The organism is Mycobacterium sp. AMU20-3851, from assembly GCF_043974665.1.
In the GTDB taxonomy this organism is placed as follows: Bacteria; Actinomycetota; Actinomycetes; order Mycobacteriales; family Mycobacteriaceae; genus Mycobacterium.
The window spans coordinates 2,311,238-2,328,384 of record NZ_CP146371.1 but is presented as its reverse complement, the minus strand read 5'-3'; the positions used below and the strand labels follow the sequence as shown (position 1 = coordinate 2,328,384).

Below are 17,147 nucleotides of genomic sequence, written 5' to 3'. Positions count from 1 at the left end.
TCAGTCCTTGTCCACATCGAAACCCGACGGCTTGTCGGGCACAGCGGGCGTACCGGCGAGTTTGGCGAATCGCGGTTCGTCGCTGAGGTTTTCACTCAGGTCATCGATGACGTCGACATCGGGCAGCAGCGGCGCGATGTCGGGCAGGTCTGCCAACGACGACAACCCGAGCCGTTCCAGGAACAGCTCGGTGGTGGCGAAAGTGACGGCGCCACTATCGGAGTCGGTACCGGCCTCGGTGATCAGTCCGCGTGCCAGCAGGGTCCGCATGACTGCGTCGACGTTGACGCCGCGCACCGCGCTCACCCGGGCCCGGGTGACGGGCTGACGGTAGGCCACCACGGCCAGCGTCTCCAGGGCTGCGCGGGTCAGCTTCGAGCGCGCACCGTCGAGCAGCAGTCGCTCCACATACGGCGCGTTGCGCGCGCGGGTGTAGAGCCGCCATCCGCCGCCGGCCTCGCGCAGGTCCATCCCGCTGCCCTGCTCGGTCAGTTCGGCCGCCATCTCCGTCAGGGCGGCCGCCACCCGCTCGGGCGCACTGTCGGAGGCCGAGGCCAGCGCGTCCACCGTAACCGGGGTGTCCACCACCAGCAGCAGGGACTCCAGCACCGAGCGGAACTCGGCATCGTCGAGTTCGGGGTTGTCGAGTTCGTCCTCGACGGCGTCCTCAAGCGTGTCGTCGAGGGCCGCACCGTCCTCGGGAGTCGACTCGACGGCCGAATCCGGTGTCGGGTGTACTCCCGGTTCGGTATCGGTCACATCGTCGGTCATGAGTCTTCTTCCACTGCGGCTGCGAGGTGTTCGTTGGTTGGCCGATCCCCGGTCCACGAAACCTGGAGCACACCAAGCGGTTCTATCTGCTCGAATGCTACCGCCCTGGCCCGGTAGAGCTCCAATAGCGCCAGGAACCGCCCGACGATCTCCATCGACCCCGAACAGTCGGCCACCAGCTCCGAGAACGAGGCCCACTCCCCGATCCCGCGCACCTCCAGCAGGGCCATCAGCCGCTTGGCCTGCTCGGGTACCGAGACCGGCTGGATGTGCAAATGGTCCAGGCGCACCGTGGGCACCGGACGCGGAGTGAACGCCGCGGCGGCGATCTGGGCGAACCGGTCGGCGTCCACACCCAGCATGACCTCGGGTAACAGCTCCTCGAACTGCGGCTCCAGCGACACCGCCCGCGGATAGCTGCGCAGCGCGGCGGCCTCGAGTTCGGCGAACATCTCGGCCACGTGCTTGAAGGCGCGGTACTGCAGCAGCCGCGCGAACAGCAGGTCGCGCACCTCCAGCAGAGCCAGATCGTCCTCGTCGTGCACCTCCCCGGACGGCAACAGCCGGGCGGCTTTGAGGTCGAGCAGTGTGGCGGCAATCACCAGGAAGGCGGTGGTCTCGTCGAGTTCGAGGGTGCGCCCGATCTCCTTGGTGTAGGCGATGAACTCGTCGGTGACCTGATGCAGCGCGACCTCGGTGACATCCATGCGGTGCGCGAAGATCAGCTGCAGCAGCAGGTCGAATGGACCCTCGAAATTGCTCAGCCGGACCTGGAAGCCCTGAGCTGCCTCGGGCGCCTCGCTAGCTGCTTCCTGTGTCACGCGCCGAACCGGTCGATGACCTCACGGGCCAGCGACCGATATGCCAGGGCGCCAGTGGATTTCGGCGCCCAGCTGGTGATCGGCTCGCCGGCCACGCTGGTTTCCGGGAATCGCACGGTGCGGGTGATGACGGTGTCGAACACCAGCTCGCCGAACCGCTCCACCACCCGCGCCATCACCTCGCGGGCGTTGACGGTGCGCGGGTCGTAGCGGGTCACCAGGATGCCGCTGATATCGAGCTTCGGGTTCAGCCGGTCGCGGACCTTGTCGACGGTGTCGGTGAGCAGCGCCAGCCCGCGCAGCGAGAAGTACTCACACTCGGTCGGGATGATCACTCCGTCGGCGCAGGCCAACCCGTTCACGGTGAGCAACCCCAGCGAGGGCTGGCAGTCGATCAGCACGTAGTCGTAGCGGTCCAGCACCGGGTACAGCGCGCGGGCCAGCGACTGCTCGCGGCCCACCTCGTTGACCAGTTGGATTTCCGCAGCCGACAGGTCGATATTGCTGGGCACCAGGTCCAGCCCGGGCACCCGGGTCTTGATGAGCACCTGGTCGATGGACACCCGCGGTTCGATCAGCAGGTTGTGCACCGTGTGCTCGAGTTCGTAGTGCGGCACCCCCAGCCCGGCGGACAGCGCACCCTGCGGGTCCAGGTCGACCAGCAGCACCCGGCGGCCGTACTCGGCCAGGCTGGCACCCAGGTTGATGGTCGAGGTGGTCTTCCCGACACCGCCCTTCTGGTTGCACATCGCGATGACCTTCGCGGGACCGTGCACGCTGCGCGGGCGGGGTTCGGGGATATCGCGCAGGGGTCGGCCGGTGAGACCCAGTTCGACCTCGGGGGTCGCTTCGGGGGTCACCATGCCCAGCTGCAGGGCGTCGTCGCTCATGAGACGCTCACGCGCGACCGCCGCAGGTCGGGGCCCTCATCCATGGCGAACATCGCAGCGAGTCTAACTGTGCAGAGCGCTCCGCGAACGCAGACCCGCTGGCTAATGTCGCAGGTATGAGCCTGACCAGACGGCTGCCGTTCCTGCGCTGGTCGTTCCTGCGACTGGCCTGGGGCGTCCGCAAGATCACCACGACCGGCCAGATCGGTGACGGCCGCGAGGCCGCCGCCGCCGACTTCGTGGAGACCCGAGCCCGCCCCGGCGACATCGATGACGTGATCGCCACCATCGACCGCTTCGCCTACGGGCACGCGTACCTGATCAATGTCGGTGACGAGAAAGGGCTGCTGCTGGATGCGGCCGTGCGCCGTGCGGCCCCCTCGACCGCACTGGAACTGGGCACCTACTGCGGGTACGGCGCGCTGCGCATCGCGCGGGCCGCACCGCAGGCCCGGGTGTTCTCGGTGGAGTTGTCCTCGGCCAACGCCGAGGTGGCCCGCCGGATCTGGGCCCATGCCGGGGTCGCCGACCGGGTCACCTGCGTGGTCGGCACCATCGGCGACGGCGGTACCACGCTGGATACGCTCGGGTTCACCCCCGGGCAGGTGGACCTGCTGTTTCTCGACCACGACAAGAACGCCTACCTCAGCGATCTGCTCGCCATCCTGGACCGCGGGTGGCTGCGCCGCGGTGCGGTGGTCGTCGCCGACAATGTCGGCATCCCCGGGGCGCCGCGATACCGCGCGTACATGAGCGAACACCAGGGCACGCTGTGGCGGACCATCGAACACAAGACGCACGCCGAATATCAGACGTTGCTGCCCGACCTGGTCCTGGAGTCCGACTATCTGGGCGCCTGACGGTCGCCTACCGCGCTAGCGTGCCCGCGGGTGCGCGCCGGCCCATACCTCGCGCAGCGCACTGACCGTCACCAGGGTGTAGATCTGGGTGGTGGTCACCGAGGCGTGGCCCAGCAGTTCCTGCACGACGCGTACGTCCGCGCCGCCCTCGAGCAGATGCGTCGCGAACGAGTGCCGCATGGTGTGCGGGGACACCGCCGAGGCGATACCCGCGGACTCGGCGGCATCCTGCAGCACCTGCCAGGCGCTCTGCCGGGACAACCGGCCGCCGCGGGCGTTGAGGAAGATCGCCGGAGTGCCCTTACCGCGGGCGGCCAGTCCTGGCCGGCCCCGCACCAGATAGTTCTCCAGCGCGCCGACCGCGGGCCGGCCGATCGGCACCAGGCGCTGCTTGCCGCCCTTGCCGCGCAGCAACACCGACCGCGATTCGGTGTCCACGTCGTCGACGTCGAGGCCGACCGCCTCGGAGATTCGCGCGCCGGTGGAATACAGGACCTCCAGCAGCGCCCGGTTCCGCAGGGTCAGCGGCCCGTCGGATTCCCGGTCCCCGCCGGCGGCCTCCAGCAGCGACACCACCTCGTCGAGGGTGAGGCTCTTGGGTAGCCGTCGGGTCGGGGTCGGCGGTTTGACCGCCCGCGACACATCGGTCTCGACGACCCCCTCGGCGGTGAGGAACCGGTGCAGTCCCCGTACGGCGACGAGGGTGCGCGCCGCCGACACCGCCGAGAGCGCGGTCACCCCGTTGTCCGGGTCGCCCTTGCGCAGCGCCACCAGGAAGTCACTGACGTCGGTCTCGGCGACCGCACGCAGATCGGCGATGCCGCGACCGGTCAGGTGGTCGGCGTAGCGGCGCAGGTCTCGCCGGTAGGAACTCAGGGTGTTGGCCGCGACGCCGCGCTCGATGGTGAGGTGGTCCAGATAGCCCTGTATCTGTTCGTCCAGCACACGCATCGCGGTCGTCACGGTTAGCCCTGCCGCGCCGCGAACGCGTGGGGCTTATCGGTCCAGGGGCTGTCCGCAGGCCGCAGCACGGACCGGTCGGTGGCCGCATGGGCCGCCAGAATCCCGGCCACCGCAATGGAATTGACGATCTCGCCGGAGAGCACCCGCCGGACGGCTTCGGCCAAGGGCACCCAGTCCAGCTTCAGGTCGGCTTCCTCGTGTTCGGCCTCGGGGCGGTCGATCTGCGACAGGCCGGTGGCCAGGAACACCCGCACGCTCTCGTCGGCGAAGCCCGGTGAGGTCACCAGGTCGACCAGCACCGACCAGTTCTCGGCGGCCAGTCCGGCCTCCTCGTGCAGTTCCCGCGCCGCGGTCCGGGCCGGGTCCTCCCCACCGACGTCGAGCAGTCCGGCGGGCAACTCCCACAGCCGCCGGGCGACCGGGTGCCGGTACTGGTAGACCATGGCAACCCGGTCGTTCTCGTCGAGTGCCACGACGGCGACCGCCCCGAAATGCTCGACCACCTCGCGGCGCGCCACCGTGTCACCCGGCATGTGCACGTCGTCGACGCGCAACGCGAGAATCTTTCCGGCGTAGATGGTCTCGCTGGACTCGGTACCGAAGTCGTGGTCAGCCACGGTGGGCAGGCTCAGGTGCGGGCTGCCCGGCGTCCTCGGTTTGTTCGATGCCGGTGTGTTCGGCGCCGTTGGGGCGCGCAACGTCCTCCAGCGGAAGTCGCTCGCCGGCCTTGTAGTCCAGTGCGGCACCGACGAAGGCGGCGAACAGCGGATGCGGCCGGGTCGGCCGGCTCTTGAGTTCCGGGTGAGCCTGGGTGCCGACCAGGAACGGGTGCACGTCCGCGCCGTACTCGACGAACTCGACGAGGTGCCCGTCCGGTGAGGTGCCGGAGAATTTCAGTCCGCTCTCCGCGATCCGGTCCCGGTAGGCGTTGTTGACCTCGTAGCGGTGCCGGTGCCGTTCGGATACCTCGGTGGCGCCGTAGGCTTGGGCCACAATGGATCCCGGCTCCAGCGCCGCGGGGTAGGCGCCCAGGCGCATGGTGCCACCGAGGTCGGCCTCTCCGGCGACGGCGTCCAGCTGATCGGCCATGGTCGCGACCACCGGATCCGGGGTGTCCGGGTCGAATTCGGCGGAGCTGGCCTCGGTGAGGCCGACCGAGCGCGCCGCCTCGATGACGATGCACTGCAGGCCCAGGCACAGCCCCAGCAGCGGCACCTTGCGCTTGCGGGCGTACCGGATGGCGCCGAGCTTGCCTTCGATACCGCGGATGCCGAAGCCGCCGGGGATCAGCACGGCGTGCACCTCGTCGAGCGCGGCGGCCGCGCCGGCGTCGGTCTCACAGTCATCGGAGGCGATCCAGCGGAGCTCGACCTTGGAGTGGTGCGCGAAACCGCCGGCACGCAGCGCCTCGGCCACCGACAGGTACGCATCGGACAGGTCGATGTACTTGCCCACCAACGCGATTCGGACGGTTTCCCGCGGCTCGTGGACCCGCTGGAGCAGGTCGTTCCACTGGGTCCAGTCCACGTCGCGGAACGGCAGGTTCAACCGGCGCACCACATAGGCGTCGAGTTCCTCGCGGTGCAGCACCTTGGGGATGTCGTAGATCGAGGGGGCGTCCGGAGTCGAGATGACGCCGTCGATGTCCACGTCGCACATCAGCGCGATCTTGTTCTTCAGCCCTTCGGGCACGTCGCGGTCGCAGCGCAGGATCAGCGCATCGGGGCTGATGCCGATGCTGCGCAGTGCGGCCACCGAGTGCTGGGTGGGCTTGGTCTTGAGCTCACCGGACGGCGCCAAGTAGGGCACCAGCGAGACATGCAGGAAGAAGCAGTTGTCCCGGCCGACTTCGTGGCGGACCTGGCGGGCGGCCTCCAGGAACGGCAGCGATTCGATATCGCCGACGGTGCCGCCGATCTCGGTGATCACCACGTCAGGCCGGTTGCCGGCCGCGTCGGGCTCGGCCATGGCCAGGATGCGGCGCTTGATCTCGTCGGTGATGTGCGGGATGACCTGGACGGTGTCGCCGAGGTACTCGCCGCGGCGCTCCTTGGCGATCACCGTGGAGTACACCTGGCCGGTGGTCACGTTCGCCGACCCGGACAGGTCGCGGTCCAGGAAGCGTTCGTAGTGGCCGACGTCGAGGTCGGTCTCCGCGCCGTCCTCGGTGACGAACACCTCGCCGTGCTGGAACGGGTTCATGGTGCCCGGATCGACATTGAGGTACGGGTCGAGCTTCTGCATCGTCACCTGCAACCCGCGCGCGGTGAGCAGCTGCCCGAGGCTACTGGCCGTCAGGCCTTTACCGAGCGAAGAAGCAACACCACCGCTGACGAAGAGATGCTTGGTCGCGGTCTGCGGGTGCTTGCGTAGTGCGGGCAAGAACAACCTCCGTGGCGATGGGGCGAGTAGGTAATCAAACGATTTTCGACCTACTCAGGGCCTGCCGACCCACGGAAGTTCACCTTAACACCAGCGAGGTCAAGCCGCGCCTGGCGCGCCGGAGACGAGGGGTGTTCTCGGTGGTGCTACTGCGGCACGGTGACCGACGTCGCACCCTGCCCGGTACCGAACCGGCCGGGTTGCCCGCCGCGCAGCAACTCGCCCAACGCCAGCACCGTGGTGATGCGCCCGGACTCCACGTCGACGTTGTCAACGGTGCTGACCGCACCGGACAGCGCCGCGTCGGACCGGATCACCGCGACCGCCGCGGTGCCCGACGCCGAGCCGTCCCGACCGGCGAGCACCGTGCCGCCGTGCGGGGCCAGGCCCGCCGCGAAGCGTGCGACGGTGGCGCCGCGGTTTCCGGCGTCGTCTCCGAGCGTGCCGCCGGTGACGACCACCGCGGTGTCCGCAGCTCCGACCTTCTCGGTGCCGTAGGTGATGAATCCGGTATCGCGCAGGGTGGCCAGCACGGTCTCGCGTTGCTCGTCGGGAACCGCGCGTTCCTTGCCCCGCAACACCGAGATGCCGACCAGGTCGCCCGCCTGGGACCCCTGGTCCACCGAGGTGGTGCTCAACTGCCGCCCCGCCGGGATGATCGGCGAATTCACCACCGAGAGCAGCTTTTCCGCAGAATTGGCGTCGACGAACTGCGGTGTCAGCGCGATGGTGCCGCTGACCGCGGCACCGGACTGTCCGACCAGCCGGGCCACCGCGTCCACGTCGTCATCGGTGGCATCCGGGGTCCGGAACAGCACCACCGCCTTGTCCCGCAGAGTGTCGCGCAGGATGCGGGGCGCCATGGCTGCGTCGAACTCGCCCGCCGCACCCAGTTTTTCGTTGAGCTCGTTCTTGTCGTCGTTGAGCGTGTCGATCTGGCTGCGCAGGTCCGCCTTGTCGCTGCGCAGGCCGGACAGCACGGTGTCGGAGAACAGGCCGGAGCCCAGCACCACGCCGATGGCCAGTGCCAGGAAGACCGCCGCCAGCGAGATGGCGTGCGTGCGCAGTGAGATCACGGTGCTAGGACACCAGACCCTGCGCCCACAGCAGGAAGCGGTTCCAGTACTCGACCACCCATTCCAGAACCGCGGTGTCCGCGCGGGTCACCCACAGCGCGACGATCACCGCGACCAGCATCGCCAGTACCAGCATCGCGATCGCTCCCGCGGAGACCCGGCTGCGGTACAGCGTGGCGACAGCCTTCGCGTCGACCAGCTTCTCCCCGACCTTGAGCCGGGTCAGGAAGGTCGACGGATTGCTCTGCTGACGTGACCGGTCGAAGAACTCCTCGATGGTGGCGCTGTGCCCGGCGGTGACGATCAGCGACGCCCCGTGGTGGTGGCACAGCAGCAGCGCGAGGTCGGCGGCCGACCCGGCGGCCGGGAAGGTCATCGCACCCACGCCCAGATCCTGGATCCGCTCCAGGCCGGGGGCGTGCCCGTCGGCGTCGGCGGGCAGTACCACCTGGGCGCCGCAGCGCAGCGCGTCGGTGCTGATGGTGCTCGGGTCCCCCACGATCAGCGCCGGGCGGTAGCCCGACTTGCGCAGCAGGTCCGCGCCGGCGCCGACGCCGACCAGGACCGGCTGGTACTCCTTGATGAACGGCTTGAGCGCCTTGAGGTCCTCGGCGGCTCCCGGCCCTTCGGCGACCACGACCACGTGCCGGCGATCCATGTCCACATCGATGTCGGGGATGCCCATGCCGTCGATCAGTAGCGGGCTCTCGCTGCGGATGAACTCGATGGTGTTGCCGGCGAACGCCTCCAGGTGTGCGACCAACCCGCTCTTGGCCTCGACCATGAGCTCGTGGATCTCCAGATCGGTCCGCTCGGTGCCCACGGCGATACGCCGGTCGCCGGAGTAGACGCCGCCGTTGTTCAGCCGGACGCGGGCGCCGTCCTTGATCTTCTTGAAGATCTCCGGGCCGGCCTCGTCGATGAGGACGATGCCGTTGGCCACCAGCACCTCGGGCCCGAGGTTGGGGTACCGGCCGGAGATCGACGGCGAGGCGTTCACCACACCGGCGACCTCGGCTTCCACCAACGCATCCGCGGTGATCCGGTCCAGGTCCTGGGCGTCGAGGACGACGATGTCGCCGGGACCGATGCGCCGAAGCAATCGGTCGATGTCGCGGTCAACGCGGGCGGTACCGACTACGCCCGGCTTTGAGCTGGCATTACGCGATAGCAACGCTGACATCTTCATGTGGCGATTCTGGCCGCCAACCCTCAAGGTGAGGTGGAGGCGCGCCGTAACATCAGCCTCACAAGTTTCTTTCTGTCACATCTGCAACAGATGAATGGTCTCGATCCCGCGTCGTCGCCCACTCAAGTCGCGCTTGGACGCCGTCCTCAATCACGCTTGGACGCGTAGTGGCGTGCCGCCTTCGCACGGTTCCCGCAGGTGGCCATCGAATGCCAGCGTCGGGCGCCGTTCTTGGAGGTGTCGTAGAACCAGAGCACGCAGTGCTCGTGCGCGCACTGCTTGATCCGGCCGGGCGCCTCGGCGACCAACCGCAGCAGATCCTCGGCCGCCAGCCAGCCGGGCAACCATTCCGGACGCGCCACCTCGACCTCGTCGTGCGGACCGGCCGGGCCGAGTGAGCGCCGCACCCGCCCCTGCTCGAGCACCGCGTTCAGCTCTTGGGGGTCGCCATCGGCGACCACCCGCAGCACGGCCTCGCGGGCGCGCACCAACGCCAGCCGGGTCTGCTCGTCGGCTTCGCAGCGCCGGTCCAGACCGTTGGTCTTGAGCCAGCGCCGCAGCCCGTCGACATCGACGAGCAGATCCCGCGGACCCTCGGGCGACATCCACCTGGTGTTCAGCAAGTCCAACGCGAGCGGTTCGCCGACATGCGGTCGCGGATCACGCATGACTCGCATCACCCCATCCCGTAACCATCAAAACCACGATAGGCAGTTGACAGCGTCGCGTCTCGTTTCTAACCTTCAATTGTCAATACACCGGTTATATGGAGGCGCACGATGAGCACGACCACCCCGCAGATCACTCCCGGCCACGTCGGCCTGAACGTCACCGACCTGACCCGGTCGGTGGACTTCTACCGTCGGGCACTGGGTTTCGAGCAGCTGGCCATCAGCAGCGAGGGCGACCGCCGCTTCGCCTTCCTCGGTGTCGACGGCGACCTGCGCCTGACCCTCTGGCAGCAGAGCTCCGGCGAGTTCTCCACCGGGACACCCGGCCTGCACCACCTGTCCTTCCAGGTCGAGAGCATCGAACAGGTCCGCACCGTGGAAGCGGCGCTCAAGGACCTGGGCGCGACCTTCGCCCACGACGGTGTCGTGGCACACGGGGAGGGCACGCCGTCGGGCGGCATCTTCTTCACCGACCCGGACGGGATCCGCCTCGAAGTCTTCGCCCCCACCGGCGCCGAGGCCGAGCACGCGCCCGACGGGGAATCCCCCACCTGCGGATTCTTCTGAGCAGCGCCATGACGGTGTATCACCCCGGCGAACTCGCGGTACAGGGCCGGCTGGGCCAGAGCGACATCGCCGCACGCCTGAGCCGGATGGTGCGTAGTGAGATCCCCGACGCCGCAGCCGTTTTCCTGACCGAACAACCGATGGTCGTGCTGGCCGCCGCCGACGAGGCCAACCGCGTGTGGGCCGGTCTGGTCACCGGCTCGCCCGGCTTCGTGCACGTCGTGCCCGGGGGTGAAGAGATCGCCGTGGACGCGTTGCCGGTGACCGGCGATCCGCTGCGCGAAGTACTGACCGGGGCACCGCAGCGGGTCGGCATGATCGCCATCGACCCCGCGACGCGGCGCCGGATGCGGGTCAACGGCCTCGCCACACCGACCGGGTCCGGCCTGCTGATCCGGCCGGATCAGGTCTATTCGAACTGCCCGAAGTACATCTCGCGCAGGCACGTCGAGCGCGTTACGACACCAGCAGGCGAACGCGTTCAGCGGCACGCGACGTCCCTCGACGCACGGACCCAACAGATCATCGCGGCGGCCGACACGTTCTTCATCGGGTCGGCCGATGCCGACGGCAACGCCGACGCTTCACACCGCGGCGGCAATCCGGGCTTCCTGCAGGTACTTTCGCCGACCCGGCTGCACTGGCCCGACTACCGGGGCAACTCGATGTTCATGACGCTGGGCAACATCGCCGCCAACCCGCACGCCGGGCTGCTGATCCCGGATTGGCGCACCGGGGCATCGCTGCAGCTCACCGGGACCGCCGCGATCAGCTGGGAGCGCGGACCGAGCGCGCAGTGCTGGGTCGAGTTCAGCATCGAGAAGACGGTCGAGCTGACGGGCGCCAGCCCGCTGCGCTGGAGCACCGCGGAACTGTCGCCGGCCAACCCGGCCTGAACTCAGGCCTGGGCGCGGTCGCGCTGAGCGGACTCCCACAGCTCCCGGGCATGTGCCCGGCCGCTGTCGGTATCGCCGAGTCCGGCGAGCATCCGGGCCAGCTCGGCCACCCGGTCCTCATCCTGCAGCCGGACCACCCGGCTGGACTTGGGTCCACTCTCCACCACCAGGTGGGTGTCCGCGTAGGCGGCGACCTGCGGCAGGTGCGTGACCACGATGACCTGGTGGGTGCGCGCCAGCCGGGCCAACCGGCGCCCGATCTGTACCGCGGCACGCCCGCCGACCCCGGCGTCGACCTCGTCGAACACCATGGTGGTGCCCTCCGCGGAAGCGGACAGCACCACTTCCAGAGCCAGCATCACCCGGGACAACTCACCGCCGGAGGCGCTCTTGGCCAGCGGCAGCAGGTCGGTGCCGCGGTGTGCGGCAAAGCCGAACTCCACGGCGTCGACCCCGTCGTGACCGGCATGCGCCTTGGTGCCGTCGGCCAGCACGATCGGCGCCGAGTCGTCGGTGCGGGCCGGCAGCGGGGCCACCGAGATCCCGAAGTCAGCACCGGACATCGCCAGGCCGGCCAGCTCGGCGGTGACGGCCTTGGCCAGTCCCTTGGCCGACTTGGCGCGGGCCTTGGTGAGGTCGGCTGCCGCGGAGACCAACGCGGTGTGCAATTCGTCGACCTTCTGTTGCAGCCCAGCCAGCGCCTCCTCGGAGACGTCGAGCTGGGACAGCCGGCTGCGGGCGTCCTTCGCCCAGGCCAGCACCGCGTCGATATCGGCGCCGTACTTGCGGGTCAGGCCGCGCAGTTCGCTCTGGCGGGCCAGTTTGCTTTCCAATGTGCTTGCGTCACTGGGAAGTTCGGACAGGAAATCGCCGAGTTCGCCCGACACGTCGGCGATCACGGCGACCGCTTCGGCCAGCCGCTCCCCCAGCGCCTGCAGGGCACCGTCGTCGGTGCCCTCCAAAGCGGCCTTCGCCGAGGCGACATTGGCGGCGGCCGAGAAGGCGTCGGTGCCGTCATCGTCGGGCGGGCCCGCCAGCGCGGCGCGCGCCCCGGCCGCGGATTCCCGCAGCGCATCGAGTTCGGAGAGCCTGCGGATGTCGGCGACCAGTGCGTCGTCCTCGCCCGGGGCCGGGTCGACGGCGTCGATCTCGTTGAGTCCGAAGGTCAGCCGGTCCGCTTCGAGGGCAAGTTCGCGGGCCCGCTCGGTGCGGTCCACCAGGTCCCGGCGCGCGGCCAGCCAGTCCTCCCGCAGTGCGCGGTACTTGCGCAGCGGGGCCGCGACATCGGCGAACCGGTCGAGCGCAGCGCGCTGCTCGTCCGGGCGCATCAGCCGCAGCTGATCGTTCTGCCCGTGCAACGCCAACAGCTCGTTGGTGAATCCGCTCAACGATTTCGCCGGCACACTGCGGCCACCGAGGTAGGCCCGCGACGGCCCGTCGCGGCTGACCGAGCGAGCCGCGATGACGCTGTCGTCGTCGTCGCGGTCGGCACCGGAGGAATCCAGGATCTCGTCGATGCGTACGGTGACATCGCCGCCCAGCTCGGCCGTGGTGAAACGCCCCTCCACCACGGCGCGATCCGCACCGGTGCGCACCCGGCTGGCGTCGGCGCGGGCGCCGCCCAGCAGGTGCAGCCCGGTTACCACCATCGTCTTGCCGGCACCGGTCTCCCCGGTCAGCACGGTCAGCCCGCGGTCGAACTCGGCCGTCGCCGAACTGATCGCGCCCAGGGACTCGATTCGGATCTCGGAAAGCACTACTGACCACGCCATCCCGTGACGGGCAGCCGGAACTTGCGCACCAGCCGGTCGGTGAACGGCGCACTGTCGAGGCGCACCCACTTCAGCGGGGTACCGCAGCGGGTGACCTCCAGGCGGGCACCGGCCGGTACCACCATCTTGCGGCGGCCGTCGCAGAACGCGACAGCGTCGTTGCCGGATGCCTCGATCTCGATGGCGATGGCGGCGTTAGGGCTGGTCACCATGGGCCGGGCGAACAACGCGTGAGCGTTGTTGGGTACCACCAGGATCGCCTCGAGGTCCGGCCACAGGATCGGTCCGCCCGCGGAGAACGCGTACGCGGTGGACCCGGTGGGTGTCGAGACCAGCACCCCGTCGCAGCCGAACGAGGACACCGGGCGCCCGTCGACCTCCAGAACGACGCCGAGCACACCGAGGCGGGGGCCCTTCTCCAGACTCGCCTCGTTGAGCGCCCAGCCGCGGTCGCTGATCTTGCCGCCCTCGCGCACCGCGATGTCCAGCGTCATCCGTTCCTCGACGACATAGTCGCGGGCGATGACGTGCTCGAGCACATCGTCGAGGGCTTCGGCTTCGGCCTCGGCCAGGAAGCCGATGCGCCCGAGATTGATGCCCAGCACCGGGATCTCGACGTTGCGGGCCAGCTCGGCGGCACGCAGGAACGTACCGTCACCACCGAGTGCGAGCACCAGCTCACAGCCTTCGGCGGCCTGTTCGTCGGCGTCGACGACGTCGAGTTGCACGCCCAGCGCCCGGATCTCGTCCGGGGCGAGGTGCAGCGAGCCACGGTCGACGGCTTCGGCGGTCAGCACCCGCAGGGCGATGCCGTGCCCGCCGAGCACCTTTTCGACCCGCCGGGCGGTTTCGGTGGCCTCCTCACGGCCGGTGTGCACCACCAACAGGATGGAACGTTCCGCGCTGGATTCTTCGGAAGTCATTGCGGCCCTTCGTCGATGGCACGAAAAACGGCGTGTTCGAGTTCTGCGCCGGTCAGCGGCGTCTCGGTTTCGGCACGGAAGCGCAGGAAGAATTCGACGTTGCCGGACGGTCCCGGCAGCGGGCTGGCCGTGACGCCGACGGTGTGCCAGCGCAATTCGGCGGCCCGGTGCGCGACGGCGAGGACCGCCTCGGCACGCAGGGCCGGATCCGACACCACCCCACCCGGACCGACCCGGTCCTTCCCGACCTCGAATTGCGGCTTCACCATCGGCACGATATCGGCACCCGGTGACGCGCAGGCAGTCAGCGCCGGCAACACGGTGGCCAACGAGATGAACGAGAGATCGGCGACCACCAGGTCGACCGGGCCGCCGATGGCTTCCGGTGTCAAAGTGCGCACATTGGTACGTTCCAGCACGTGCACCCGCTCGTCGGAACGCAGCGACCAGGCCAGCTGCCCGTAGCCGACGTCGGCTGCGACGACCTCGGCGGCGCCCCGGTCGAGCAGGACCTCGGTGAAGCCGCCGGTCGAGGCGCCGGCGTCGAGGCAGCGCCGACCCTCGACGGGCACCCCGAACGCGTCGAGGGCACCGATGAGTTTGTGCGCGCCGCGCGACACCCAGGTGCGTTCGTCCGCGGCGACCGTCAGTTTGGCGTCCACCGATACCGCGGTAGCCGGTTTGGCGGCCGGCATGCCGTCGATGCGCACCCGCCCGGCATTGATCAGTTCGGCGGCCTGTTGGCGTGACCGGGCCAGCCCGCGTCGCACCAGCTCGGCATCCACCCGTGCCCGTCGCGCCATGCGGTCAGCGCTCCCGGGTCGCGTCGCCCCGGCCCTCCACCGATTCCAGGGCGCGGACCAGCAGGTCATGCGCCTGTTCCAGGCGGACTGCGACGGCGTCTATTTCGGCGTCCTCCAACCCACCGGAATCGATGTCCGGCAGGTCGGCCAGCAGCGCCGCGATGTCGGTGCGGATCTGCTCGGGATCGGTACTCATATCGCTGATCACGCTAGCCGATGCGGTCAGGACAGCAGCGACCAGCGTTGTAGAGCGGCGTGTGCCGTGTCGTCACCGGCCCGCACCTGCACAGCGCCCTCGCCCTGCCAGACCGCGTGCGCAACGGCACGCACCACGCTCAGCGGGTCGCCGTCCTCACCGCCGGCGGCGTGCACGGTGACCGTCGAACCGTTGGTGTCCGTCCGCCAGGCCGGGTGGGCGCCGATCCGCAGTGTCTCGGCGTCGGTGTTGAGCGACCGCAGATCTTCGGCCAGGTAGTCCGGCCGACTCCCGGCCGGGGCGTGCACCATGTCCGCGGCATTGTTCACCCCGGTCAGCACCATCAAGCTGGGCAGGCCGGCGGCGTTTGCGCCTTCGATGTCGGTGTCGAGCCGGTCCCCGATCACCAGCGGGGACCGGAAATCGCCGCGGGCCAACGCATCGTTCATCAATGTCGGGGCGGGCTTGCCGGCCACCTGCGGCTCGCTGTCGGTGGCGGTGCGCAGCGCGGCGACCATCGAGCCGTTGCCCGGCAGCAGTCCACGTTCCGACGGCAGGGTGCGGTCGACGTTGGCGGCCACCCACAGGGCTCCGGCGCGGATGGCCAGCGCGGCCTCGGACAGATCCGGCCAGCCGGTCTGCGGCGAGTGGCCCTGCACGACGGCCACCGGGTCGTCATCGAAGGTCCGGACCGGCTTCAAACCGACGGCCTCGATCTCGGCAGCCAACGAATCGGTGCCGACGATCAGGACAGCGGCGCCGGCGGGCAGCTGAGCGGCGAGCAGCCGGGCCGCGCTCTGCGCGCTGGTGACGACGTCCTCGGGTGCAGCCGCGAAGCCGAGCTCCTGGAGATGAGCGGCCACCTCGGGCGCCGAGCGGGACGCGTTGTTGGTGACGTAGAGGGCGCGGGCCTGCACCCCCGCCAGGCTCTGCACCGCACCGGTGGTGGGTTCGTGGCCGCGGAAGACGGTGCCGTCCAGATCCAGGAGCAGGCAGTCATGCTCCTGTGCCAGCGTCCCCATCTCAGGTCAGCTCGGCGACGCGCTCTTCGGCGTCGGTGACACCGTCGACGTCGACGGCGGCGGCGTTGAGGAAGGCCTGCACGGCCTCGTCGGACCGCCCGAGGGCGAGCAGGGTCTCCGCGTAGGCGTAGAACAGCCGGGCGCTGGTCTGCCCGAGCCGGGTGCTGTCCAGGGGTGGGCTGGACAGCACGGCCAGGGCCTGTTCGTGCTGGCCGAGGTCGGAGCGGGCACCGGCGACGACGATGCGCAGCTCGTCGGCATCATCTCCGGTGAGCTGCTGGGCCTCATCACTGCGGGCCAGTTCGACGGCCCGCTCGGGACGTCCGACACCGCGCTCGCAGTCCGCGATGAGCGGGAGCAGCGCGGACTTGCTGCCCATCCGGCGTGCTGCCCGCAGCTCGGCGAGCGCCTGGGCCCAGTCCCCGCAGTAGTAGGCGGCGATACCGACGGCCTCCCGGACCGCGGCGATGCGGCCGGACCGGGCACGTGCGGCGCGGGCATGCTCCAGTGCGGCGGCCGGGTCGTCTTCCAGCAGCTCGCCCGCCGCGACCAGGTGGCGTGCCACCACGTCGGCGGTGGATTTGTCCAAAGTGATCAGTTCACTGCGGATCTCGGGCGAGAGCTGCTTGGCCTCGATCTCCGGGGGAATGCGCGGACCGACGGGACGCTGGTCGTCACCATTGGACTGCGGCTGCTCCCGACGGGCACGGTTGGGCCCGGAAGACCACGGCGGGTTGGGCCTGTCGCCCCCACTACGACGCGGCCCGCCGCCGGCACCGGAACGCCCGGTCCCGCCGGGGCCCGAGCGGTAGCCGCTGTTGCCACCGGTGCGTTGGGCGTCGCCCGCCGCACGGCGCGGACGCCGTTCGCCGCTGCCGCCTTGTCTGTCCTCGGCCACAGTCGCCTTCCTGATCGATCAACCGTCTCGCCAAAAGGATAGCCGGGAGCCGGCGAATCACGACAGTTGCATTGATTGCGACCATTTATTGCCATTGAATTCGAGCACGGAAATGGTCGAAAAATACGTACAAACACAAATGCCGCGGCCCTCCAAACTGGGTTTGGAGGGCCGCGGGCTTAATGTGTGTTCGGCGGTGTCCTACTTTTCCACCCTGTTGGGTAGTATCATCGGCGCTGGTAGGCTTAGCTTCCGGGTTCGGGATGGGACCGGGCGTTTCCCTGCCGCTATGGCCGCCGTAACTTTATTCACCCTTTTCTGGGCGCCCCCACGCGTGTGGTGGGGGAAGTGTGTTTTGGTGGTGGAGTGTGTCAACCGTTGTGGGTTGATACGTGTTTCCGTTTGTGGTGTGGTTGCGGGCGTTGTTTGATTGCGTCTTTTTTTCTT

18 protein-coding genes and 1 rRNA gene are annotated in these 17,147 nt (G+C 69.2%); 3 read left to right on the top strand and 16 right to left on the bottom strand.

Translation table 11 applies throughout. The features are described 5' to 3' along the window. Genes scpB through V4U86_RS11140 form a run of 3 tightly spaced genes read right to left on the bottom strand, consistent with a single transcriptional unit; the run spans window position 1 to window position 2,482 of the window. Window positions 1-771 (bottom strand): SMC-Scp complex subunit ScpB, encoded by a 771-nt coding sequence (gene scpB, locus V4U86_RS11150; RefSeq protein WP_395311277.1) that lies wholly within the window; start codon window positions 769-771, stop codon window positions 1-3. Next, entirely contained in the window at window positions 768-1,592 is an 825-nt protein-coding gene (locus V4U86_RS11145) for a segregation/condensation protein A (protein WP_395311276.1), read from the bottom strand. The genes scpB and V4U86_RS11145 overlap by 4 nt, the downstream gene beginning before the upstream one ends. Then, entirely contained in the window at window positions 1,589-2,482 is an 894-nt protein-coding gene (locus V4U86_RS11140; RefSeq protein ID WP_395311275.1) for a ParA family protein, read from the bottom strand. Before V4U86_RS11140 ends, V4U86_RS11145 begins: the two co-directional genes overlap by 4 nt. Window positions 2,483-2,598: 116 nt before the next feature. Here V4U86_RS11140 and V4U86_RS11135 point away from each other — a divergent pair, with 116 nt between their 5' ends. Beyond that, entirely contained in the window at window positions 2,599-3,342 is a 744-nt protein-coding gene (locus V4U86_RS11135) for an O-methyltransferase (protein ID WP_395311274.1), read from the top strand. Between the two features lie 15 nt (window positions 3,343-3,357). Here V4U86_RS11135 and xerD read toward each other — a convergent pair whose 3' ends face one another. From xerD to V4U86_RS11105, 6 genes are all read right to left on the bottom strand, one after another. Further along, window positions 3,358-4,293: a site-specific tyrosine recombinase XerD gene (gene xerD / locus V4U86_RS11130; RefSeq protein ID WP_395312007.1), complete on the bottom strand. Its 936-nt coding sequence runs from the start codon at window positions 4,291-4,293 to the stop codon at window positions 3,358-3,360. A gap of 14 nt (window positions 4,294-4,307) precedes the next feature. Then, on the bottom strand, window positions 4,308-4,922 hold the full coding sequence (locus tag V4U86_RS11125) for an NUDIX domain-containing protein (protein WP_395311273.1): 615 nt from the start codon (window positions 4,920-4,922) through the stop codon (window positions 4,308-4,310). Beyond that, window positions 4,915-6,687 carry a CTP synthase gene (locus tag V4U86_RS11120; RefSeq protein WP_395311272.1) on the bottom strand — a complete coding sequence of 591 codons (1,773 nt, stop codon included), beginning with the start codon at window positions 6,685-6,687 and terminating at the stop codon, window positions 4,915-4,917. The genes V4U86_RS11125 and V4U86_RS11120 overlap by 8 nt, the downstream gene beginning before the upstream one ends. Before the next feature lie 146 nt (window positions 6,688-6,833). Then, the gene (locus tag V4U86_RS11115) at window positions 6,834-7,763 is read right to left on the bottom strand and encodes a copper transporter (RefSeq protein WP_395311271.1); all 930 of its coding nucleotides are present in this window, start codon (window positions 7,761-7,763) and stop codon (window positions 6,834-6,836) included. Window positions 7,764-7,767: 4 nt separating this feature from the next. Next, window positions 7,768-8,952, bottom strand: a complete 1,185-nt coding sequence (steA, locus tag V4U86_RS11110) for a putative cytokinetic ring protein SteA (RefSeq protein ID WP_395311270.1) — start codon at window positions 8,950-8,952, stop codon at window positions 7,768-7,770. Between the two features lie 146 nt (window positions 8,953-9,098). After that, a complete protein-coding gene (locus V4U86_RS11105) occupies window positions 9,099-9,620 on the bottom strand; it encodes a CGNR zinc finger domain-containing protein (protein ID WP_395311269.1) in 522 nt (173 codons plus the stop codon). Between the two features lie 111 nt (window positions 9,621-9,731). Here V4U86_RS11105 and V4U86_RS11100 point away from each other — a divergent pair, with 111 nt between their 5' ends. Together V4U86_RS11100 and V4U86_RS11095 are read left to right on the top strand one after the other, a co-directional pair. Beyond that, window positions 9,732-10,190, top strand: a complete 459-nt coding sequence (locus tag V4U86_RS11100; RefSeq protein ID WP_395311268.1) for a VOC family protein — start codon at window positions 9,732-9,734, stop codon at window positions 10,188-10,190. A gap of 8 nt (window positions 10,191-10,198) precedes the next feature. After that, complete coding sequence (locus V4U86_RS11095) at window positions 10,199-11,086, top strand: pyridoxamine 5'-phosphate oxidase family protein (protein WP_395311267.1); 888 nt, start codon at window positions 10,199-10,201, stop codon at window positions 11,084-11,086. 2 nt (window positions 11,087-11,088) lie between these two features. On the opposite strand, the gene recN is transcribed toward V4U86_RS11095, so the two are convergent. The 7 genes from recN to rrf all read right to left on the bottom strand — a co-directional run bounded on the left by recN (window position 11,089) and on the right by rrf (window position 17,001). Further along, on the bottom strand, window positions 11,089-12,843 hold the full coding sequence (recN, locus tag V4U86_RS11090) for a DNA repair protein RecN (RefSeq protein ID WP_395312006.1): 1,755 nt from the start codon (window positions 12,841-12,843) through the stop codon (window positions 11,089-11,091). After that, window positions 12,843-13,781 carry an NAD kinase gene (locus tag V4U86_RS11085; protein WP_395311266.1) on the bottom strand — a complete coding sequence of 313 codons (939 nt, stop codon included), beginning with the start codon at window positions 13,779-13,781 and terminating at the stop codon, window positions 12,843-12,845. Before V4U86_RS11085 ends, recN begins: the two co-directional genes overlap by 1 nt. Then, window positions 13,778-14,584 (bottom strand): TlyA family RNA methyltransferase, encoded by an 807-nt coding sequence (locus tag V4U86_RS11080; RefSeq protein ID WP_395311265.1) that lies wholly within the window; start codon window positions 14,582-14,584, stop codon window positions 13,778-13,780. Before V4U86_RS11080 ends, V4U86_RS11085 begins: the two co-directional genes overlap by 4 nt. Before the next feature lie 4 nt (window positions 14,585-14,588). After that, on the bottom strand, window positions 14,589-14,780 hold the full coding sequence (locus V4U86_RS11075; RefSeq protein WP_395311264.1) for a hypothetical protein: 192 nt from the start codon (window positions 14,778-14,780) through the stop codon (window positions 14,589-14,591). A 26-nt stretch (window positions 14,781-14,806) separates the two neighbouring features. Further along, entirely contained in the window at window positions 14,807-15,802 is a 996-nt protein-coding gene (locus tag V4U86_RS11070; RefSeq protein WP_395311263.1) for an HAD-IIA family hydrolase, read from the bottom strand. Window position 15,803: 1 nt separating this feature from the next. Then, window positions 15,804-16,700 (bottom strand): tetratricopeptide repeat protein, encoded by an 897-nt coding sequence (locus tag V4U86_RS11065; RefSeq protein WP_395311262.1) that lies wholly within the window; start codon window positions 16,698-16,700, stop codon window positions 15,804-15,806. A 188-nt stretch (window positions 16,701-16,888) separates the two neighbouring features. Further along, window positions 16,889-17,001, bottom strand: a 5S ribosomal RNA gene (rrf, locus tag V4U86_RS11060). Window positions 17,002-17,147: the final 146 nt, after the last annotated feature.

What these genes read in the sequence shown, in the direction of transcription:
- scpB (WP_395311277.1), bottom strand. Translation starts at nt 771, where the DNA reads ATGACCGACGATGTGACCGATACCGAACCGGGAGTACACCCGACACCG.
- V4U86_RS11140 (WP_395311275.1), bottom strand. Translation starts at nt 2,482, where the DNA reads ATGAGCGACGACGCCCTGCAGCTGGGCATGGTGACCCCCGAAGCGACC.
- V4U86_RS11135 (WP_395311274.1), top strand. Translation starts at nt 2,599, where the DNA reads ATGAGCCTGACCAGACGGCTGCCGTTCCTGCGCTGGTCGTTCCTGCGA.
- xerD (WP_395312007.1), bottom strand. Translation starts at nt 4,293, where the DNA reads ATGCGTGTGCTGGACGAACAGATACAGGGCTATCTGGACCACCTCACC.
- steA (WP_395311270.1), bottom strand. Translation starts at nt 8,952, where the DNA reads ATGAAGATGTCAGCGTTGCTATCGCGTAATGCCAGCTCAAAGCCGGGC.
- V4U86_RS11105 (WP_395311269.1), bottom strand. Translation starts at nt 9,620, where the DNA reads ATGCGTGATCCGCGACCGCATGTCGGCGAACCGCTCGCGTTGGACTTG.
- V4U86_RS11100 (WP_395311268.1), top strand. Translation starts at nt 9,732, where the DNA reads ATGAGCACGACCACCCCGCAGATCACTCCCGGCCACGTCGGCCTGAAC.
- V4U86_RS11095 (WP_395311267.1), top strand. Translation starts at nt 10,199, where the DNA reads ATGACGGTGTATCACCCCGGCGAACTCGCGGTACAGGGCCGGCTGGGC.
- V4U86_RS11085 (WP_395311266.1), bottom strand. Translation starts at nt 13,781, where the DNA reads ATGACTTCCGAAGAATCCAGCGCGGAACGTTCCATCCTGTTGGTGGTG.
- V4U86_RS11080 (WP_395311265.1), bottom strand. Translation starts at nt 14,584, where the DNA reads ATGGCGCGACGGGCACGGGTGGATGCCGAGCTGGTGCGACGCGGGCTG.
- V4U86_RS11075 (WP_395311264.1), bottom strand. Translation starts at nt 14,780, where the DNA reads ATGAGTACCGATCCCGAGCAGATCCGCACCGACATCGCGGCGCTGCTG.
- V4U86_RS11070 (WP_395311263.1), bottom strand. Translation starts at nt 15,802, where the DNA reads ATGGGGACGCTGGCACAGGAGCATGACTGCCTGCTCCTGGATCTGGAC.